The 18,063-nt window shown below is 68.3% G+C and carries 15 protein-coding genes and 1 pseudogene; 3 read left to right on the top strand and 13 right to left on the bottom strand.

The window, feature by feature from the left end; genetic code table 11:
• Window positions 1-134: 134 nt before the first annotated feature.
• From ACTWP6_RS25735 to ACTWP6_RS25710, 6 genes and pseudogenes are all read right to left on the bottom strand, one after another.
• Window positions 135-1,397, bottom strand: a pseudogene (locus ACTWP6_RS25735) (cation:proton antiporter); the annotation flags it as partial.
• A gap of 49 nt (window positions 1,398-1,446) precedes the next feature.
• Window positions 1,447-2,253 (bottom strand): Fpg/Nei family DNA glycosylase, encoded by an 807-nt coding sequence (locus ACTWP6_RS25730; protein ID WP_443189166.1) that lies wholly within the window; start codon window positions 2,251-2,253, stop codon window positions 1,447-1,449.
• 3 nt (window positions 2,254-2,256) lie between these two features.
• Window positions 2,257-2,730 (bottom strand): ribose-5-phosphate isomerase, encoded by a 474-nt coding sequence (locus ACTWP6_RS25725; RefSeq protein WP_443189165.1) that lies wholly within the window; start codon window positions 2,728-2,730, stop codon window positions 2,257-2,259.
• 75 nt (window positions 2,731-2,805) lie between these two features.
• Window positions 2,806-3,765, bottom strand: a complete 960-nt coding sequence (locus ACTWP6_RS25720; RefSeq protein ID WP_443189164.1) for an isopenicillin N synthase family dioxygenase — start codon at window positions 3,763-3,765, stop codon at window positions 2,806-2,808.
• Window positions 3,766-3,788: 23 nt separating this feature from the next.
• Window positions 3,789-4,214, bottom strand: coding sequence for a nucleoside deaminase (locus tag ACTWP6_RS25715; RefSeq protein ID WP_443189168.1), 426 nt, complete (start codon window positions 4,212-4,214; stop codon window positions 3,789-3,791).
• A 163-nt stretch (window positions 4,215-4,377) separates the two neighbouring features.
• The gene (locus tag ACTWP6_RS25710) at window positions 4,378-4,998 is read right to left on the bottom strand and encodes a mycothiol-dependent nitroreductase Rv2466c family protein (protein WP_396884588.1); all 621 of its coding nucleotides are present in this window, start codon (window positions 4,996-4,998) and stop codon (window positions 4,378-4,380) included.
• Window positions 4,999-5,098: 100 nt separating this feature from the next.
• Here ACTWP6_RS25710 and pepN point away from each other — a divergent pair, with 100 nt between their 5' ends.
• Both pepN and ACTWP6_RS25700 read left to right on the top strand, forming a co-directional pair.
• The gene (gene pepN, locus ACTWP6_RS25705) at window positions 5,099-7,687 is read left to right on the top strand and encodes an aminopeptidase N (protein ID WP_443189163.1); all 2,589 of its coding nucleotides are present in this window, start codon (window positions 5,099-5,101) and stop codon (window positions 7,685-7,687) included.
• A gap of 59 nt (window positions 7,688-7,746) precedes the next feature.
• Window positions 7,747-8,184, top strand: a complete 438-nt coding sequence (locus tag ACTWP6_RS25700) for an HNH endonuclease (protein WP_443189162.1) — start codon at window positions 7,747-7,749, stop codon at window positions 8,182-8,184.
• A gap of 18 nt (window positions 8,185-8,202) precedes the next feature.
• On the opposite strand, the gene ACTWP6_RS25695 is transcribed toward ACTWP6_RS25700, so the two are convergent.
• From ACTWP6_RS25695 to ACTWP6_RS25685, 3 genes are read right to left on the bottom strand one after another with little or no spacing between them, the layout of a single operon-like run.
• Window positions 8,203-8,679, bottom strand: coding sequence for a DUF5130 domain-containing protein (locus ACTWP6_RS25695; RefSeq protein WP_260754345.1), 477 nt, complete (start codon window positions 8,677-8,679; stop codon window positions 8,203-8,205).
• Complete coding sequence (gene ctaJ, locus ACTWP6_RS25690; RefSeq protein WP_260754346.1) at window positions 8,666-8,896, bottom strand: aa3-type cytochrome oxidase subunit CtaJ; 231 nt, start codon at window positions 8,894-8,896, stop codon at window positions 8,666-8,668. Before ctaJ ends, ACTWP6_RS25695 begins: the two co-directional genes overlap by 14 nt.
• Before the next feature lie 25 nt (window positions 8,897-8,921).
• The gene (locus ACTWP6_RS25685) at window positions 8,922-9,587 is read right to left on the bottom strand and encodes an HNH endonuclease (protein ID WP_260754348.1); all 666 of its coding nucleotides are present in this window, start codon (window positions 9,585-9,587) and stop codon (window positions 8,922-8,924) included.
• Window positions 9,588-9,739: 152 nt separating this feature from the next.
• On the opposite strand from ACTWP6_RS25685, the gene ACTWP6_RS25680 reads away from it, so the two are divergent.
• Window positions 9,740-10,141: a globin gene (locus tag ACTWP6_RS25680; RefSeq protein ID WP_260754351.1), complete on the top strand. Its 402-nt coding sequence runs from the start codon at window positions 9,740-9,742 to the stop codon at window positions 10,139-10,141.
• Window positions 10,142-10,178: 37 nt separating this feature from the next.
• Here the strand turns inward: ACTWP6_RS25680 and ACTWP6_RS25675 are convergent, their stop codons facing one another.
• The 4 genes from ACTWP6_RS25675 to ettA all read right to left on the bottom strand — a co-directional run bounded on the left by ACTWP6_RS25675 (window position 10,179) and on the right by ettA (window position 17,959).
• Window positions 10,179-10,859: a hypothetical protein gene (locus ACTWP6_RS25675; protein WP_443189161.1), complete on the bottom strand. Its 681-nt coding sequence runs from the start codon at window positions 10,857-10,859 to the stop codon at window positions 10,179-10,181.
• On the bottom strand, window positions 10,856-11,275 hold the full coding sequence (locus ACTWP6_RS25670; protein WP_260754356.1) for an acyl-CoA thioesterase: 420 nt from the start codon (window positions 11,273-11,275) through the stop codon (window positions 10,856-10,858). Before ACTWP6_RS25670 ends, ACTWP6_RS25675 begins: the two co-directional genes overlap by 4 nt.
• Window positions 11,272-16,167: an NAD-glutamate dehydrogenase gene (locus ACTWP6_RS25665; protein WP_443189160.1), complete on the bottom strand. Its 4,896-nt coding sequence runs from the start codon at window positions 16,165-16,167 to the stop codon at window positions 11,272-11,274. The genes ACTWP6_RS25670 and ACTWP6_RS25665 overlap by 4 nt, the downstream gene beginning before the upstream one ends.
• A gap of 115 nt (window positions 16,168-16,282) precedes the next feature.
• Entirely contained in the window at window positions 16,283-17,959 is a 1,677-nt protein-coding gene (gene ettA / locus ACTWP6_RS25660; RefSeq protein WP_260754359.1) for an energy-dependent translational throttle protein EttA, read from the bottom strand.
• Window positions 17,960-18,063 lie beyond the last annotated feature (104 nt).

Here is an 18,063-nt window from a genome sequence, read left to right as displayed (position 1 = left end):
GTGGGCAGTGGTCATCGCGTCGATTCCTTTGCTCGAGTGACTTTGACGGGTCTCTCGAAGAATCACGCGATGACCTTCAATCATTCGGCAACGACACGCCGGTACCGCTGATCAGGTCCGACTCGTACACCACTCTGCTGGACGCAACCGCCGACGCTCACCACGAACGCGACGGCCTGAATCGTGGCGCGCTCGGGGAACGGTTCACCGGCGGCGGTCGTCGCCGGGATGGCTGCGGCCGCGGCCAGCGTCACCACCCCGCGCATGCCCGTCCAGGACACCACGACGTTCTCCTGCCAGCTCAACGGCCGGTTGTCGATCCGCGACCGCCACTTGGCCGGCTGTTTGCGGCGGGAGCCCAACGCTCCCCGGGCGCCGTCGGGAATCGGTACGCTCAGCCGCCGTTCCACCTGGCGTGCCAGCACTCCCCTGCCGAACATCGCGAACACCGACAGCGGCCGGATCACCAGCACGATGAGCAACACCACCCCCGAGGCGACCGCGACCTGCGCCAGCGACTCGTGAGCGTCCCGCAGGTCTTCGAGCACGAACCGCAGATGCAGACCGATGTAGGCGAACACGAACGCCTCGAGCAGCACGTCCACCGAATTCCACACGTACCGCTCCTGCAGCCGGGTCTGGTAGCCGGCGTCCACGGTGCCGGACCCGACGATGAAACCGGCGACCACCACCGCGAGCACGCCGGAGGCGTGCATCTCCTCGGCCACGATGAACGCCGCGAACGGCACCATCAAACCCTGCACGGTCTCCAGCGCGGGGTTGGCCAGCCGCCGGCGGATCCACAACGTCACATATCCCAGTGCCGCGCCGACCGCCGGGCCGACCACAGCGCTGTAGCCGAAAAGCAGCAGCGGGTTCTCGATGAATGTGTGGCTGCCGGCCACGTGCGCGACCGCCACCGAGAACAACGCCAGCGCGGCCGCGTCGTTGATCAGGCTCTCCCCGGTCAGGATCGTCATCACCCGTTTGGGCAGACCGAGTTTGCGGCCGACCGCGACGGCAGTGACGGCGTCGGGCGGCGCGACCACCGCGCCGAGCACGAGCGCGGTCGCGAACGTCACGGGGACCACCACCAGCCAGGAGGACACCGCCGCGACCGTGAACGCGGTCACGACGACCAGTCCGACGCCCAGACCGAGAATCGGCTTGATGTTGCGCAGGAAGCTCGGGAACGAGAAGTTCAGCGCCGCGGAGTACAGCAGCGGCGGCAGCACCACGGTCAGCAGGATGTGCGAGTCCAGTTCGGGCGCTTCGAATCCGGGTACGAATGACACCGCGATGCCGACCACGACGATGATGAGTGCGGGTTCGAGTCCGCGCCGGTGCGCCATCGCGGTCACCACGATCGCACCCACCACAACCAGGATCAGTTCCACGCGCAGATTCTCCCGGCTGACTCGCGGGATCGCCCGCCGAGGCGCGCCGCTACGCCTGACAGGTGGGGCACCAGAACAGGTTGCGGCCTTCGAGCTCGACGGTGCGCACCGGGGTCGCGCACACTCGGCACGGCTCACCGGCCCGTCGGTAGACGTAGGTGCGCGGGCGGCCCTCCCGGTAGGACGGTGCGCCGCGGTCGTGCTCAGGGCGCACCACGACGATTTTGCCGCGCCGCACCCCGACCTTCATCAGCGCGACGAGATCGGTCCACACGTCGGCGAACTCGTCGGCCGTGATGGTCGTGCCGGGCCGGAACGGGTCGATGCGGTGCCGGAACAACAGCTCGCTACGGTAGACGTTGCCGACCCCGGCGATCACCCCCTGATCCATCAATAACGCCCCGATCGGCCTGCGCGACTTACTGATTCGACGCCACGCCAGGGCGGGGTCGGCGTCCGGGCGCAGCGGGTCGGGACCGAGCCTGGCCACCACGTCGGCAACCTCGGGTTCCTCGATCACTTCACACACCGTCGGACCGCGCAGGTCGGTGCCGCACTCCGCACCGAGCATCCGCATGCGTACCTGCCCCACCGGTAACGGCTGGGTCCGGTCGTCGGGCACCGGCCACTCGGTGAAGGCGCCGTAGAGGCCGAGGTGGACGTGCACGACGCGTCCGCCCTCGTAGTGGTGGAACAGATGCTTGCCCCAGGCGCTCGCCTTCTTGAACACCCGGCCGTTGACCGCGGCGGCGCCGTCGGCGAAGCGGCCCTGAGGGCTGGACACGATCACCGGCGCGCGGCCGAACCGACGCTGGTGCTGCCGCGCCAAGCGGTGCAGCGTGTGTCCCTCGGGCATCGGCTACTCGCCGGGCACCGGCGGTGCGACGTGTGTCTTCTCGTACTCGGCAAGCATGTCGATGCGGCGCTGGTGCCGCGGGGCCTCCGACCAGGCCGTGGCCAGGAACGCGTCGACGATCGCGAGCGCTTCTTCGGTCGAGTGCATCCGGCCGCCGATGCCGATCAGTTGGGCGTTGTTGTGCTCGCGGGCCAGCGCCGCGGTCTCGGTGCTCCACGCCAGCGCACAGCGCGCGCCGGGAACCTTGTTCGCCGCAATCTGCTCACCGTTACCGGACCCGCCGAGCACGATGCCGAGGCTGCCCGGGTCGGCCACCGTCTTCTCGGCCGCAGCGATACAGAACGCCGGGTAGTCGTCGTCGGCGTCGTAGGTGAACGCGCCGCAGTCCACGGGCTCGTGCCCGGCCGCTTTGAGGTGCGCGACGATGGCCTGCTTGAGTTCGTATCCGGCGTGGTCGGCCCCGAGGTAGACGCGCATGGCGGACACCCTACCTCCCGGTTATGCCGCTCCAGCCCGACTGTCGGCTCAGCCGACTCCAGCCCGACGGTCGGCTCAGCCGACGGTGATGGCGTCGAGTCGTTCCCTGATGAAGTCCGCCGCCGTCACCGGTTCCAGTCCGGACACCCGGCCGACCGGCGGCGCCAGCGGAGCGACGAGCGCGTCGTGGTTGGCCTCGTAGAAGTAGATCAACGACACCAGGTCCTCTTCGGGGGCGTGCGGCTGCGGCGGCAGTACCCGGTGCCGGCCGGAGAGCCAGCGCCGCCCGCTCCAATACTCCAGCAGGTCACCGATGTTCACCGTCAGCGCGTTCGGATCGTAGGGAGCGTCCTCCCAGCCGGCCTCGTCGGAGTACACCTGCAGACCGCCGGCGCCGGGCTCACGGTCGAGAATCGTCACGGTGCCGAAGTCGGTGTGCGGCCCGATGCGGAACTGACCGGGTTCGGGCTCGCCGACCACGCTCGCCGGCGGGTAATGGTTGATGTTCATCGTCCAGGTCGGCGTGCTGGCCAGCTCGGCGAACGGATTCACCGTCATCTTCAGCGCGTGGGCGCACAGCGCCAGCAGCTCATCGGCCAGGCGCCGCATCTGCGCGGTGTACTCGGCGACCAACCCATGCAGTGCCGGCACCTCGGCGGGCCAGACGTTCGGCGCGAACCAGACGCGGTCGACCTCCGCGTCACCGGTCGCGGAGTCCGCGCCGACACTGAAGCTCTCCTTCAGATCCGGCGGCGTCTCGGTTCCCTCCGCGTAGCCGTTGGCCTCCGCGCCCGGCCCGATCCAGCCGCGGCCGCCGACCGGCACCGAGTACCGCGCCTTCGCCTCGGGCGGCAACGCGAAGAACTCGCGAGCCGCGACACGCACGTCCCGCGCCAGCGACGGGTCGACGCCGTGACCGCGTACCAGAATGAAGCCCGCCCGCCGCAGGCTCGCGTCGAGCTCGGCGGCGACGTCATCGGCAGCCGGCCCGCCGGCCCGCCAGCACGAGAGATCCAGTGTGGCAATGACACTCATCTGCTGTTCCGCTCCTCGCGTGCTCATTCGCCGATGTCCTCGGCCCACAGCTCCGGGTTGGCCGCGACGAAGTCCCGCATCATGGTCACGCAGCGTTGGTCGTCGACGATCGTGACGTCCACGCCGTTCTCGGCGAGCCAGTCGTGCCCGCCGGTGAAGGTCCGGCTCTCCCCGATCACGACGGCGCCGATGTTGAACTGGCGCACCAAACCGCAGCAGTACCAGCACGGCGACAGGGTGGTCACCATGATTGTCCGGCGGTACCCGCGCTGCCGGCCCGCGTTGCGGAACGCGTCGGTCTCGGCGTGGATGGACGGGTCGTCTGATTGCACCCGCCGGTTGTGACCGGCGCCCAGCAGGGTTCCGTCCACCGAGAACAGCGCGGCGCCGATCGGTATACCGCCTTCGGCCAAGCCTTTTCGCGCTTCGGCTACGGCGACGTCGAGCATTTGCTGGGCGGTGAGCACACCGTGTGGGCGCTGATCCTGGTTCGGCACGGCACCAAGTATGCGGCTCGGGGTGGTCGGGTTCAGCCGCAAACACCGCTATACGGTCACCCCGCCGGCGCCGGTCCGCAACCGGACGCAACAGAGCCGAAACAAAGCGGCGGGGTCAGTCGAACTCAGGCCTCTCAGTCCGGGTGCGCTTGAGTTCCCAGAAGTGCGGATAGGCGGCGAAGATCACCGACGCATCCCACAGCTTGCCGGCTTCTTCACCGCGCGGGATGCGCGAGAGCACCGGACCGAAGAACGCGACGCCGTTGACGTGGATGGTCGGGGTGCCGACGTCCGGTCCCACGGCGTCCATGCCGGCGTGGTGGCTCTCGCGCAGCGCCTGGTCGTAGAACGTCGACGTGGCGGCCTCGGCGAGTTCGGCGGGCAGTCCGACTTCGTCAAGCGATTCCGCGATGACCCGGGCGAAGTCCGGGTCGGAATCCCGGTAGCCCAGATTGTGGATACGGGTGCCCATCGCGGTGTACAGCGGGCTGAGGATCTCTGGGCCCTTGGCCTGCTCCGCGGCGATCGCGACCCGCACGGGCCCCCAGGCCTTCTGCATCGCCTCGCGGTACTCCTCGGGCACCTCCTTGCCCTCGTTGAGCACGGCCAGGCTCATCACATGGAAGTTGATGTCGATGTCGCGCACCTTCTCGACCTCCAGCACCCAGCGGGATGTGATCCAGGCCCACGGGCACAGCGGGTCGAACCAGAAATCGGCACGAGACTTCTCTGACATGTGCGGTCCTCTCTTCTGCATACAGCTGTGACGGACGTCCGTTGAGCACAACCCGCGACGCGCGTCCCGTCTTCCCCGGATGAGGCTAGTGTTGTCGAGCGTGGCACTTCCTAATCTGACTCGCGACCAGGCCGCCGAGCGCGCCGCATTGGTGACCGTCGACAGCTATCGCATCGACCTCGATCTGACCGACGGTGCGGACAAGCCCGGAGAGCGCACCTTCCGGTCGGTGACGACAGTCGAGTTCGAGGCCCTCCCCGGCGCCGACACCTTCATCGACCTTGCCGCCGCGACAGTGCGCAGCGCCACGCTCAACGGCTCCGATATCGACGTTTCCGGATATGACGAGTCCACCGGGATACCACTGACGGGACTCGCCAAGCACAATGTGCTCACCGTCGATGCGGACTGCAGCTACTCGAACACCGGGGAGGGATTGCACCGTTTCGTGGACCCGGTCGATGACGAGGTGTACCTGTATTCACAGTTCGAAACCGCCGATGCCAAGCGGATGTTCGCGTGTTTCGATCAGCCCGATCTGAAGGCCGCTTTCGACGTCACCGTCGTCGCGCCCGCGCACTGGGAAGTGATCTCCAACGGCGCCACCGCCGCCGTCGAGGACCTCGACTCCGGCGCCAAACGTCACACGTTCAGGGCCACGCCCCGGATGAGCACCTACCTGGTGGCGCTCATCGCCGGACCCTACGCCCGCTGGGACGACCAATATTCCGACGACCACGGGGACATCCCGCTGGGCATCTTCTGCCGCAGGTCGCTGGCCGATTACATGGACGCCGAGCGGCTGTTCACCGAGACCAAGCAGGGATTCGGCTTCTACCACAAGAACTTCGGCGTCCCGTACGCGTTCGGCAAATACGACCAGCTGTTCGTCCCGGAGTTCAACGCCGGCGCGATGGAGAACGCCGGGGCGGTGACCTTCCTGGAGGACTACGTGTTCCGCAGCAAGGTCACCCGCGCGTCCTACGAGCGCAGAGCAGAGACCGTGCTGCACGAGATGGCCCACATGTGGTTCGGCGACCTGGTCACCATGCGGTGGTGGGACGACCTGTGGCTCAATGAGTCCTTCGCGACGTTCGCGTCGGTGCTCTGCCAGGCCGAGGCCACCGAGTACACGCAAGCCTGGACGACGTTCGCCAACGTGGAGAAGTCCTGGGCCTACCGACAGGACCAGCTGCCCTCGACCCATCCGGTGGCCGCCGACATCCCGGACCTGCACGCCGTGGAGGTCAACTTCGACGGCATCACCTACGCCAAGGGCGCCAGCGTGCTCAAGCAGCTCGTCGCCTATGTCGGGCTCGACGCGTTCCTGGCCGGGTTGCGCGACTACTTCCGCGACCACGCGTTCGGCAACGCGACGTTCGGCGACCTGCTCGGCGCGTTGGAGAAGTCGTCGGGACGCGACCTGTCGGGCTGGGGCAGGCAGTGGCTGAAGACCACCGGGCTCAACACGCTTCGCCCGGAGTTCGACGTCGACGCCGACGGCACGTTCACCCGGTTCGCGATCGCTCAGGGCGGCGCCAAACCGGGTGCCGGGGAGACCCGCGTGCACCGGCTCGCGGTCGGCATCTACGACGACGACGCCTTCGGCAAGCTGGTCCGGGTGCACCGCGAGGAGCTCGACGTCGAGGACGCGACCACCGAAGTGCCTGCACTGCAGGGTGTTTCGCGGGGCAAGCTGATCCTGGTCAACGACGACGACCTGACGTACTGCTCAGCGCGGCTGGACCCCGAATCGCTGCAGACGGTGCTGACCCGCATCGCCGACATCGCCGATCCGCTCCCCCGCACCCTGGCCTGGTCGGCGGCGTGGGAGATGACCCGTGACGCCGAACTGCGGGCCCGCGACTTCGTCGCGCTGGTGATCAGCGGACTGCACGCCGAGTCCGAGGTCGGCGTCGCGCAGCGCCTGCTGTTGCAGGCGCAGACGGCGCTGGGTTCCTACGCCGACCCGGCCTGGGCGGCCGAGAACGGCTGGCCGGCGTTCGGGGATGCGCTGCTGGACCTCGCCCGCGAATCCGCACCGGGGTCGGACCATCAGCTCGCGTTCGTCAACGCGCTGTGCACGTCGGTGCTGTCCCCGAACCACGCCGCGGTGCTGTCCACCCTGCTCGACAACGAGCCCGCCGCGGTCAATCTGGCCGGCCTGGTGCTCGACACCGATCTGCGGTGGCGCGTGGTGACCGCGCTGGCGCGTGCCGGCGTGATCGACGCCGACGGTCCGCAGACGCCGTTCATCGACGCCGAAGCCGCCAACGACCCCACGGCGGCCGGACGCCGCCAGGCCGCGGCGGCGTCGGCGGCGCGGCCCCAAGCGGCGGTCAAGGATGCGGCGTGGGAACAGGTCGTCGAGGACGACACGCTGGCCAACATCACCGCGCGCGCGATCATCGGCGGTTTCGTCCAGCCCGGCCAGGGCGAGGTGCTGGCGCCGTTCCGGGAGCGGTACTTCGGGGCGATCTCCGGAGTCTGGCAACGCCGATCCAGTGAGGTGGCGCAGACCGTGGTGGTCGGGCTGTACCCGTCGTGGGAGATCAGCCAGGACGCGCTGGACGCCGCCGACCGGTTCCTGTCCGATCCTGAGGTGCCGCCGGCGCTGCGCCGGCTCGTTCTGGAAGGCCGCGCCGGCGTCGAACGTTCACTGAAGGCCCGCCGGTTCGACGTGAGCTGACTGCCTCGACACGCACGCTGGTTCTGGCGCGAGCGTGCGAGTCTGCAGCCGACACGCCGATGGCGCAGCCGAGTTCGCGCACGCTCGCGCCTCATGCTCGTGGGGTGGTGGTGAACAACAGTCGGCGGGCGCGCGCAGCGCGCCGTCGCAAGCGCCGAGTCGCCGCCGTCGTCAACGACCTCACCGACGCGCAGTGGGAAGCGATCAAGGCGGCGTGGGACGGCTGCGCCTACTGCGGCAAGACCACGGGCACGATGCAGCGCGACTGCGTCATGGCCATCTCGCGCGGGGGCCGCTACACCCTGGACAACGTGGTGCCGGCCTGCGCGGCGTGCAACGCCAGCAAATGCAACGACGAGGTGACCGGCTGGCTGCGGCGCAAACGGCTCGACGAACGACTGTTCCTCGAACGCTACGTGCGGATCCGTTCCGAGCTTCTGTCGGCTCATCACGAAACCGCCCTCACGGTAGCTACCGAGACCCGGCACCTACCGTAAGGGCGGTTTCGCGAAACGTCAGCGGGGCGAGACCCCGGCCGAGAGCACGCGGACAGCGCTGATCAGGCCATCGATCAGGTTGCCCTCTTTGAACGATGCGGCGGCTGCGGACACCCCGAGCGGAGCGGCCTCCTCGATGCCGCGGCCCCTGACCTCCGAGCCGTAGACGACCTCGATGGCCCGCTGATCCGGGGAGACCGCGAGCAGCACGGCGTTGTTCGGGGTGGGCACCCGGGCGAGGATCTCGCGGGCGGTGGCCGCTGTGTCGGCGCCCAGGTCGCCGATGTACACGGCGAACCGCGCCTTGGCCGCACGCGACCCGAACTTCAGCGCGTTGTCGAGGACCACCAGGTCCTTGGTCGGGAACGGGTACTGCACCGACAGGGCGCCGGGCTCGGTGACCGCCGAGATCCGTCCACTGGCGGTGATGGCCGACCCGTACGGCAGTTCAGCTACCTCGAGCGCGCCCGCCCTGGTCACTTCACCACTTGCCACTTGCGCCACCTCCGATCGTCAGGTGCGAACCGTGGCCGTGGCCGTGGTCCGCCGGTTCCTCGGCCGCCCACAAGATGGGCTCGTGTGTCCACTTCTCGGACATGTCGAACGTCGCGGCATGCGGGCCCTTCTTGGTGAAGATGAACAGCGACAGAAGCCCGGCCAGCGCCAGCGGGACCACTACGAAGCTTGCATGCGCAAGAGCTGTTGAGTTCACGCGCAAACCGTATCCCACGGCCCGTTCAGGCCGCTCCCTCACCCAGGTATCTGACCCAGGCCGGGTGGAGTTCCTTGACGCTGGACAGCAGCCGCCAGTGCTGTCCCTTGGGCGGCAGCGGCGTGGTGTGCAGCGCCCAGCCCAGCTCGCTGAGCAGGCGGTCGGCTTTGCGGTGGTTGCACGCTGAGCATGCCGCCACGCAGTTCTCCCAGGAATGTGCGCCGCCGCGGCTGCGCGGAATCACATGGTCGACGGTGTCGGCCTTCGCGCCGCAGTACGCGCAGCGGAAGCGATCGCGGTGCATCAGCGCCGCCCGGGTCATCGGGATGCGAGCCCGGTAGGGCACCCGCACGTAGGTGCGCAGCCGGATCACCGTCGGGATGACGATCGAGCGCGTCGCCGAGTGGATGACCGGGCCCACCGGATCGTCGTGGACGACGTCGGCCTTGTCGCACATCAACATGACCACCGCCCGGCGCAGCGGTAGGGCGGTGAGAGGCTCGTAGGTCGAGTTCAGCAGCAGCACCCGCCGGCGACCCCACAGCGACGCGTCATGGGGCGCGTGGTGGGAGATGTCGGCGGCGGGGGCGACGCTGTGCAGGGCGCGCGAGGCAGCGACCGATGTCGACCCGGATGAGCCCGCCGCGGCCCGGTGATGCCGGTGGCCGCGTCCGTTCTTACGCTGCGCCATACGTCCTCCGTCGGACAGTCCACCACGGATCCCGCCCGATCGCACGGCAATTCTGCAGGTGTTCGCTGGTCAGTCGATGAACATCGCGTGACCGGACGGCCGCCACCCGTGCTGACGCGGCCGGATCTCGGCGATGGCCCACAATGGAGGAGATGGACGCGCAGAGCAAGCAGCAGTCGTTCTATGACGCGGTGGGCGGGCACGACACGTTCCGCACCCTGGTGTCGCGGTTCTACCAACTCGTCCGCGAGGACGAGATCCTGCGGCCGTTATATCCCGAGGACGACCTCGACGGCGCCGAGGAGCGCCTGCGCATGTTCCTCGAGCAGTACTGGGGCGGGCCGCGCACCTACTCCGATCAGCGCGGTCACCCGCGGTTGCGAATGCGCCACGCACCGTTTCGGATCGGGTATCTGGAACGCGACGCCTGGTTGCGCTGCATGCACACCGCGGTGGCCGAGATCGACGCCGCCACCCTCGACGACGCGCACCGGCGGGAACTGATCGGTTACCTGGAGATGGCCGCCGATTCGATGGTCAACTCGCCGTTCTGAGGAATCCGGCCGTCCTGGCGGGTTCCGGCTGCCCGGCTCAGCTCAACACCACCGCCGGGTCGCCGCGGCGGCGGTACACGCTGCCGAACCGGGCATCGATGCGCAGCCACGCCGCCGTCGCCCGCACCCGCACCACCTCATCGGCACCGACCGACTCCGGGGCGAACCGGTCGCGCGCCGGGGCCTGCGGCAGGAATCCCATCGCCGTCAGTGCGAACACACAACGCATCGGTACCCCCGCACTGCCCAGGGTTGACGACACCGCCAGGACCTCCTGATCGAGCAGCGACGGCGGCGGGCCGTGCGCACCCGAGTGCTCCTTGGCCAGACTGGTCCCCCGCTGCGCCAGGTCGAGCATGACGTGGGCGGGTACGTCGTCGAGATGGACAAAGCCGGTGTCGGGCGGCAGCGCGCCGCGCCAGGCGGAGTCCATCGCGAAACCGGGGTCGACGTACCCGTCGGCCGCGGCCGCGGCCAGGCCGCGCCGCAGCGCGTCGGCGCTGGCGCACAGGTCGGCTGGTGCGGTCCGGCCCGCCACGACCCGGCCGGCGAGCACATCGAAGCCGGTCGGCGCCCAGGCGACCACGGCGTCGGCGTCGCGGCGGCGCAGCCGGATCACGGCGGCCTCGTCGAGCCGCAGCACCCGTTCGGCGAACCGCGCCAGGTCCTCCCGCTGCGCGGCCTGCGCCAGCCACAGTCCCCGCTCGGCGACGGTCATCGCATCCAGCCGCGCAGATACTTGCGCTGCGCCTCGGAAAGCCGTTGCAGCCGCTGCTCTTCGATGTGCACCGCCGCGAGCTGGGTGTCGGCGACCACCGCCGGACGTGACTCGGGCGACGCCCCTACCGAGCGCACCTCGTAGCCGATCGTGAAGTCGACCGCCCGTACCCGTTTGGCGAACATCGTGACCTGAAGTGGTGAGTCGATCAGCCGCAGCTGCGCCTTGTAGGAGATGTTCACCTCGGCGATCAGCAGCCCGATCGTGGTGATCTCGTCGCCGAAAGGCTCACGCAGGAAAGGGATTCTGGCTTCCTCAAGGATGGTGACCATGGTGGCGTGGTTGATGTGCTGGTACATGTCGATGTCCGACCACCGCACGTGCACCGGCGCCGTGAAGCCGTGTCGATCCGTCACCCACTCGATCCTGTTCCGCTCGTCCTTGTCATGCTTCGAATCTGTCGCGCCGCGACCGACAATGTGGCCAGGTCGTGCTCACCGCTCTCGTACAGTTCGGCCAGAGTGCGCCTGGCCCGGCTGATGCGCGAGCTGTTGGTCATCTCCCATTCGGCGATCTTCTCGGGGCCGCTCTCGTCGGGCTCACCCACAGCCAGCACATCGAAGCACAGCGCCCGAAGCGAACCGTAGATGTCGTCGCGAATCGCCAACCGCGCCAACGAATGCCACCGGTCGTTGCGGGATAGTCGTGACACCGCGGTCAGCAGCCCGTCGGTGCCGAGGTGGTCCATCAGCGCGAAATAGGTGTCGGCGACCTCGGCCGCGTCGCGGTCGACGATGTCGGCGATGTCGATCACGTCGAGCAGGCTGAACTGGTACAGCCCCGAGGCCACCATGTAGGCGACGTCATCGGGGACGCCCTGTGAGCTGAACTCAGCGGCCTCCTTGGCGACGATCGCCTTGTCATCCCCGCGCAGCCACTCCGGCATCCACGGTGTCAGAGCCCTGACCTTCTCGGCGAACCGGTTGATCTCGGCGCCGACGGCCAGCGGCTGCGGCCGGTAGTTCAGCAGCCACCGCGCGGCGCGGTCGATGAGCCGGCGCAGGTCGAGCGTCATCCTGTCGGTGACCGCCACCGACGCGCCGTTGAGACCGGCCTCCCGGATCTGGCGCCACACCCGGCCGACCCCGAAGATGGCGTCGACGGCGACGAAGCTGCGGATCGCATCGACGGGCGCCACCCCGACGTCCTCGGTGACGCGGTAGGCATACGAGATGCCCGCCGTGTCGACGACGTCGTTGACCAGCATGGTGGTGACGATCTCGCGGCGCAGCTGGTGGGTCCGGATCTCGGGGCCGAACTGGTCGCGCAGCGTGACCGGGAAATAGGACGGCAACCGGGAGGCGAACACCTCCTGGTCGGGCAAATCCCCGTCGAGCAGGTCGGCCTTCAGCGCCAATTTCACGTGGGCCATCAGCGTCGCCAGTTCCGGCGAGGTCAATCCCATTCCGGCGTCGGTGCGTCGCCGGATCTCCTTCTCCGACGGCAGCGCCTCCAGCTCCCGGTTCAGCCCCCGTTCGGCGGCGAGGTCCTTGATCATCCGGGCGTGCACGTTCAGCAGGCTGGCCGCGTTGGCTCTGCTGGTGCCGAGTAGGTCGTTCTGACTCTCGTTGTCGGCCAACACGAGTCGGCCCACCTCGTCGGTCATCGACAGCAGCAGGTCGGTGCGGTCCTGCGCGGCGACCTTCCCCGCGGTGACCAGCGAGTCGATCAGGATCTTGATGTTGACCTCGTGGTCAGAACAGTCCACGCCCGCGGAGTTGTCCAGCGCGTCGGTGTTGATGCGCCCGCCACACAGGTCGAACTCCGTGCGACCCAGCGGGGTCACGCCGAGGTTGCCCCCTTCACCGATCACCTTGGCGCGCACCTGATTGCCGTTGACGCGCACCGCATCGTTGGCACGGTCGCCGACGTCGGCGTCGGCTTCGGTCTCGGCCTTGATGTAGGTGCCGATACCGCCGTTCCACAGCAGATCTGCCGGCGCCTTGAGGATCGCCTTCATCAGCGCCGGCGGAGTGAGCTCAGTGGCGTCGTCGCCGAGTCCGAGCGCGGCCCGCGCCTGCGGGCTGATCGTGATCGACTTCTGCTGCCGGCTGTACACGCCGCCACCCTCGCTGATCAGCGACTTGTCGTAGTCGTCCCAGCTGGACCGCGGCAGGTCGAACAGGCGCTTGCGCTCCTCCCACGACGACGCGGCGTCGGGGTCCGGATCGATGAAGATGTGCCGGTGGTCGAACGCGGCCAGCAGCCGGATGTGCTTGGACAGCAACATCCCGTTACCGAACACGTCGCCACTCATGTCGCCGACGCCGACGACGGTGAAGTCCTCGGACTGGGTGTCCACGCCCATCTCACGGAAGTGGCGCTTGACCGATTCCCAGGCTCCCCTGGCGGTGATGCCCATCGCCTTGTGGTCGTAGCCGACCGAACCACCCGAGGCGAAGGCGTCCCCCAGCCAGAAGCCGTAGGATTTCGCGACGTCGTTGGCGATGTCGGAGAACGTGGCGGTGCCCTTGTCGGCCGCGACGACGAGGTACGCGTCGTCACCGTCACGGCGGACGACATCGGAGGGCGCGACGATGTCACCGCTGATTTTGTCGACGTTGTCGGTGATGTCCAGCAGGCCGGCGATGAACAGCCGGTAGCAGGCCACTCCCTCGTCCCGGGTGGCCTCGCGGTCGGCAGCGGCCTCACCGGTGGGCGCCGGCGGGTGTTTGACGACGAAACCGCCCTTGGCGCCGACCGGCACGATGACGGCGTTCTTCACCGCCTGGGCCTTCACCAGACCGAGGATCTCGGTGCGGAAGTCCTCGCGGCGGTCCGACCAGCGCAGCCCGCCGCGGGCGACGTACCCGAACCGCAGGTGCACACCCTCGACCCGGGGTGAGTACACGAAGATCTCGAATTTCGGCCGGGGCAAGGGTAATTCGTCGATGAGTTCGGGATTCACCTTGAACGACAACACGTTCTGCGCACGCGCCGACTCCGCACGCGTGATGAAGTAGTTCGTGCGCAGGGTGGCCTGGATCATCGACGCGAACGCCCGCAGCACGCGGTCGGTGTCGAGGCTGACCAGGGCGTCGATGTCGGCGGCGACGGCCGCGGCGGCGGCCTGCGCGTCGCGGTTGGCCCCGCCCGAGTTCTGCTCGACGGGGCGGAACAGCGCCTCGAAGAGCTCGATGAGCGAACGGGCGGTGCCTGCGTTGTCGTTGAGCACCGATTCGACATGGCCCTGGCTGTAGGCGAACCCGGCCTGTTTGAGGTATTTGGCGTACGCGCGCAGCACCGACACCTGCCGCCAGGTGAGCCCCGCGCGCAGCACCAGCTCGTTGAACCGGTCGATCTCGGCATGGCCGTGCCAGATGGCGGTGACGGCGTCGGCGAATCGCTGCGCGTAGGCCTCGCGCTGCTCCCCCGACGGGGCTTCGGGGACACCACGGTGCGGCCTCACCTTGAACTGGTAGATCCAGACCGGCAGACCGTCGGGCCGGGTCACCGTGAACGGCCGCTCTTCGAGCACGACCACACCCATCGACTGCAGCATCGGCAGCAGACGGCTCAGCGAGGCCGACCGCCCGCCGAGATACCAGTTCAGGTGGGACACCCCGGGTTCGGTGCTGTCGTCGCCGTCGGTCAGTACCAACTTGACCGAATCATCCTGCAGCTCTTCGATGATCGCGATGTCGGCGAGCGCGTGGGTGGGCTCGACCGCTTGCTTGTACACCTCGGAGAACGCCGACGCGTAGTGCTCCGCAGTCGCGTGATCGACCTCGGAACCGGCGGCGACAGCCCCCATCAGCCGGTCGCCCCACGTGCGGGCCGCCTCGGTGAGCAGGTCCTGGATCCGCGACTCGTTGGCCTCGGAGACGTCGACGTCCTGCTGTCGGGTGCCCTCGGGTAGCCGCACGGTGAAATGCACGACAGCCCAGGGTGACTCGCTGACCCTGGCGGCGTAGTCGATGCTGACGCCCCCGAGCTCGCGCACCAGGATGTCCTGCATGTCCAGCCGCACGGCGGTGGTGTACCGATCGCGCGGCAGGTACACCAGACACGACACGAAGTGGGCGAGCGGGTCCACGCGCAGGAACAGCAGCGTGCGACGCCTCGATCCCAGATCCACCACCGCCATCGCCATGTCGAGCAGACCTCGGGCGGTGAGGGCGAACAGTTCCGCACGCGGGATGGTCTGGATGATGTCGAGCAGAAGCTGTCCCGGATTACCGGGGTCACGATGGGCCATCGCCAGCGCGTCGTTGACCCGCCGGGACACCAGCGGGATCTCCAGCACGTTGGCGTTCATCGCCGCGACCGTGAACATTCCGATGAACCGGTGCTCGATGGCCGCGGTGTCGTCGGCACCATTGTCGGCGGACTGCTCGCGCACCACCACGAGCTGCGGATACGCGCCGTAGCGCAGGAAGCTCGGGATGGTGGCCTGCGCCAGCGTCAGCAGTTCGTCCTTGTTGGTCAGCGGCGGCAACACGTCCTGGCGCAGCCGCAGCACCCCTAGTCGGCTGGAGGCGTCGACGGTGGCCTCCCCGTCTCTGACCGGGCAGCGTTGGTAGCCCAGCAGCACGAAATGCCCGTCGGCCAGCCAGCGCAACAACGCCGCCACATCCTTGCGGTCGGGGCTCGGGAACCGCCGTCCGGAGTCACCGTCCAGCTCGGCGGCGAGCACGCGCAGCGCCGCGACCATGTCGGAGGAATCACGCGCTACCTGCCTGGCGTCGGCGAGCACGCCGGGCAGCAGTTCCTCGGCCTCGGCCAGCGCCCGCCGGTCGACCGAGCCGGCGAGCTGCACGTGGACCCACACCTCGTCCACTCCGTCGCCGAACGTCGCCTCCGATGACGGCACGATGTCCAGCAATTCGCCACCGCTGCCCCGGCGGACCCGGAACACCGGGTTCATGATCGCGGTGTAGGCGACCCCGATGCGGTGCAGCAGCACCGTGATCGAGTCCATCAGCATGCTCGCGTTGTCGGTGACCACCTGCAGCGCGGGCCCGAACCCACCCTCGGCGTCCGCGGCGTGGACGGCGACGCGGGTGGCGCCGGGCGACCGTTGGGCACCGAGCCGGTATTGCGCCGCGACCAGCGCCGGACCGGCGAGCGTGTCGGCACCCGGACGCCGTAGCGGACCCGTGACGGCCCCTTCGGCGCCGGGGGCACCGCCGTGCGGGCCGCGGTAGGTCGCCAGGTAGCAAGGGAGCAACCGATCGATGACCTCAGCCGGGACCACCGGGTCGCCCTGGCCGGCCGAACTGTTGATTGCACCTGGATTCAACGACATTCGCCGCTCCTGACTCGCACGCGCACCGGCCGCCGTTGGCTGTAACCGGGTGCCGTGGGCTCGGTTGGTGTTGCTCCTCGCGTCCGCACCCGGTTACCTGGTCCGCACGACGAGACTATCCCCGAGTCAGCTTCCTGTGGGTGACCCGATGAGGACGGGCCGCCTCGGCGCCCAGCCGTTCGATCTTGTTCTCCTCGTAGGCGCCGAAGTTGCCCTCGAACCAGAACCACTTGGCCTCGTTGTCGTCGTCGTCACCTTCCCACGCGAGAATGTGCGTGCAGGTGCGATCCAGGAACCAGCGGTCGTGGGAGATCACCACGGCGCAGCCCGGGAAGTTCTCCAGCGCGTTCTCCAGCGAACTCAACGTCTCCACATCGAGATCGTTGGTGGGCTCGTCGAGCAGAATCAGGTTGCCGCCCTCTTTGAGGGTCAGCGCCAGGTTCAGCCGGTTGCGCTCGCCTCCGGAAAGCACCCCGGCCGGCTTCTGCTGATCCGGACCCTTGAACCCGAACGCCGATACGTAGGCCCGCGACGGGATCTCGTTCTGGCCGACCTCGATGTAATCCAGCCCGTCGGAGACGACCTGCCAGACGGTCTTGTTCGGGTCGATGCCCGCGCGGCTCTGGTCGACGTAGCTCAGCTTCACGGTGTCACCGACCTTCACGGTGCCGCTGTCGGGTTGTTCGAGACCGACGATTGTCTTGAACAACGTGGTCTTGCCGACACCGTTGGGGCCGATCACACCGACGATGCCGTTGCGCGGCAGCGTGAACGACAGGTCCTTGATCAGCGGGCGACCGCTGAAACCCTTGTCGAGGTGGTCGACCTCGACCACGACGTTGCCCAGCCGGGGCGGCGTCGGGATCTGGATCTCCTCGAAGTCGAGCTTGCGCGTCTTCTCGGCCTCCGCGGCCATCTCCTCATACCGCTGCAGACGGGCCTTGTTCTTGGCCTGCCGGGCCTTGGCGCCCGAACGGACCCAGGCCAGCTCGTCCTTGAGCCGCTTCTGCAGCTTCTGGTCCTTCTTGCCCTGGACCTCCAGCCGCTCTGCCTTCTTCTCCAGGTAGGTCGAATAGTTGCCCTCGTACGGGTAGGCCCGGCCCCGGTCGAGTTCGAGGATCCACTCGGCGACGTTGTCCAGGAAGTACCGGTCGTGGGTGACGGCCAGGATGGCGCCCTTGTAGCTGGCCAGGTGCTGTTCCAGCCACAGCACGCTCTCCGCGTCCAGGTGGTTGGTGGGCTCGTCGAGCAGCAGCAGGTCGGGCTTGGACAGCAGCAGCTTGCACAGCGCCACGCGGCGCCGTTCACCACCGGAAAGGTGGGTGACCGGCTCGTCGGGCGGCGGGCAGCGCAGCGCGTCCATCGCCTGCTCGAGCTGGCTGTCGATGTCCCAGGCGTCGGCGGCGTCGAGCTCCTCCTGAAGCTTGCCCATCTCGTCCATCAGCTCGTCGGTGTAGTCGGTGGCCATCAGTTCGGCCACCTCGTTGTACCGGTTGAGCTTGGCCTTGATGGCCACGCCGTCCTCGACGTTCTCGCGGACGGTCTTGGTCTCGTCGAGCTTGGGCTCCTGCATCAGGATGCCGACGCTCGCGCCGGGAGCCAGGTACGCATCGCCGTTGTTGGGCTGGTCCAAGCCGGCCATGATCCGCAAGACGCTCGACTTACCGGCCCCGTTGGGTCCGACGACGCCGATCTTCGCGCCCGGAAGGAAGTTCAGCGTGACGTCGTCAAGGATGACCTTGTCGCCGTGCGCCTTGCGGACCTTCCGCATCGTGTAGATGAATTCGGCCATTGCCTTCGATGTGCCTTTCTCGATCCCGGTACTCGCTGGGCGGGATCATCTCGGACTGCGCGATAGTCGGGCCCCATCCTAGGCGTGGCCGCAGCGGCGGCGTT

Origin of the sequence: Mycobacterium sp. 4D054 (assembly GCF_052245755.1) — a bacterium.
Classification (GTDB): domain Bacteria; phylum Actinomycetota; class Actinomycetes; order Mycobacteriales; family Mycobacteriaceae; genus Mycobacterium.
The sequence above is the reverse complement of the archived record's forward strand: the minus strand, read 5'-3'. Positions and strand labels throughout refer to the sequence as shown.

What these genes read in the sequence shown, in the direction of transcription:
- ACTWP6_RS25730 (WP_443189166.1), bottom strand. Translation starts at nt 2,253, where the DNA reads ATGCCCGAGGGACACACGCTGCACCGCTTGGCGCGGCAGCACCAGCGT.
- ACTWP6_RS25725 (WP_443189165.1), bottom strand. Translation starts at nt 2,730, where the DNA reads ATGCGCGTCTACCTCGGGGCCGACCACGCCGGATACGAACTCAAGCAG.
- ACTWP6_RS25720 (WP_443189164.1), bottom strand. Translation starts at nt 3,765, where the DNA reads ATGAGTGTCATTGCCACACTGGATCTCTCGTGCTGGCGGGCCGGCGGG.
- ACTWP6_RS25715 (WP_443189168.1), bottom strand. Translation starts at nt 4,214, where the DNA reads ATGCTCGACGTCGCCGTAGCCGAAGCGCGAAAAGGCTTGGCCGAAGGC.
- ACTWP6_RS25710 (WP_396884588.1), bottom strand. Translation starts at nt 4,998, where the DNA reads ATGTCAGAGAAGTCTCGTGCCGATTTCTGGTTCGACCCGCTGTGCCCG.
- ACTWP6_RS25700 (WP_443189162.1), top strand. Translation starts at nt 7,747, where the DNA reads ATGGCGCAGCCGAGTTCGCGCACGCTCGCGCCTCATGCTCGTGGGGTG.
- ACTWP6_RS25685 (WP_260754348.1), bottom strand. Translation starts at nt 9,587, where the DNA reads ATGGCGCAGCGTAAGAACGGACGCGGCCACCGGCATCACCGGGCCGCG.
- ACTWP6_RS25680 (WP_260754351.1), top strand. Translation starts at nt 9,740, where the DNA reads ATGGACGCGCAGAGCAAGCAGCAGTCGTTCTATGACGCGGTGGGCGGG.
- ACTWP6_RS25675 (WP_443189161.1), bottom strand. Translation starts at nt 10,859, where the DNA reads ATGACCGTCGCCGAGCGGGGACTGTGGCTGGCGCAGGCCGCGCAGCGG.
- ACTWP6_RS25665 (WP_443189160.1), bottom strand. Translation starts at nt 16,167, where the DNA reads ATGTCGTTGAATCCAGGTGCAATCAACAGTTCGGCCGGCCAGGGCGAC.
- ettA (WP_260754359.1), bottom strand. Translation starts at nt 17,959, where the DNA reads ATGGCCGAATTCATCTACACGATGCGGAAGGTCCGCAAGGCGCACGGC.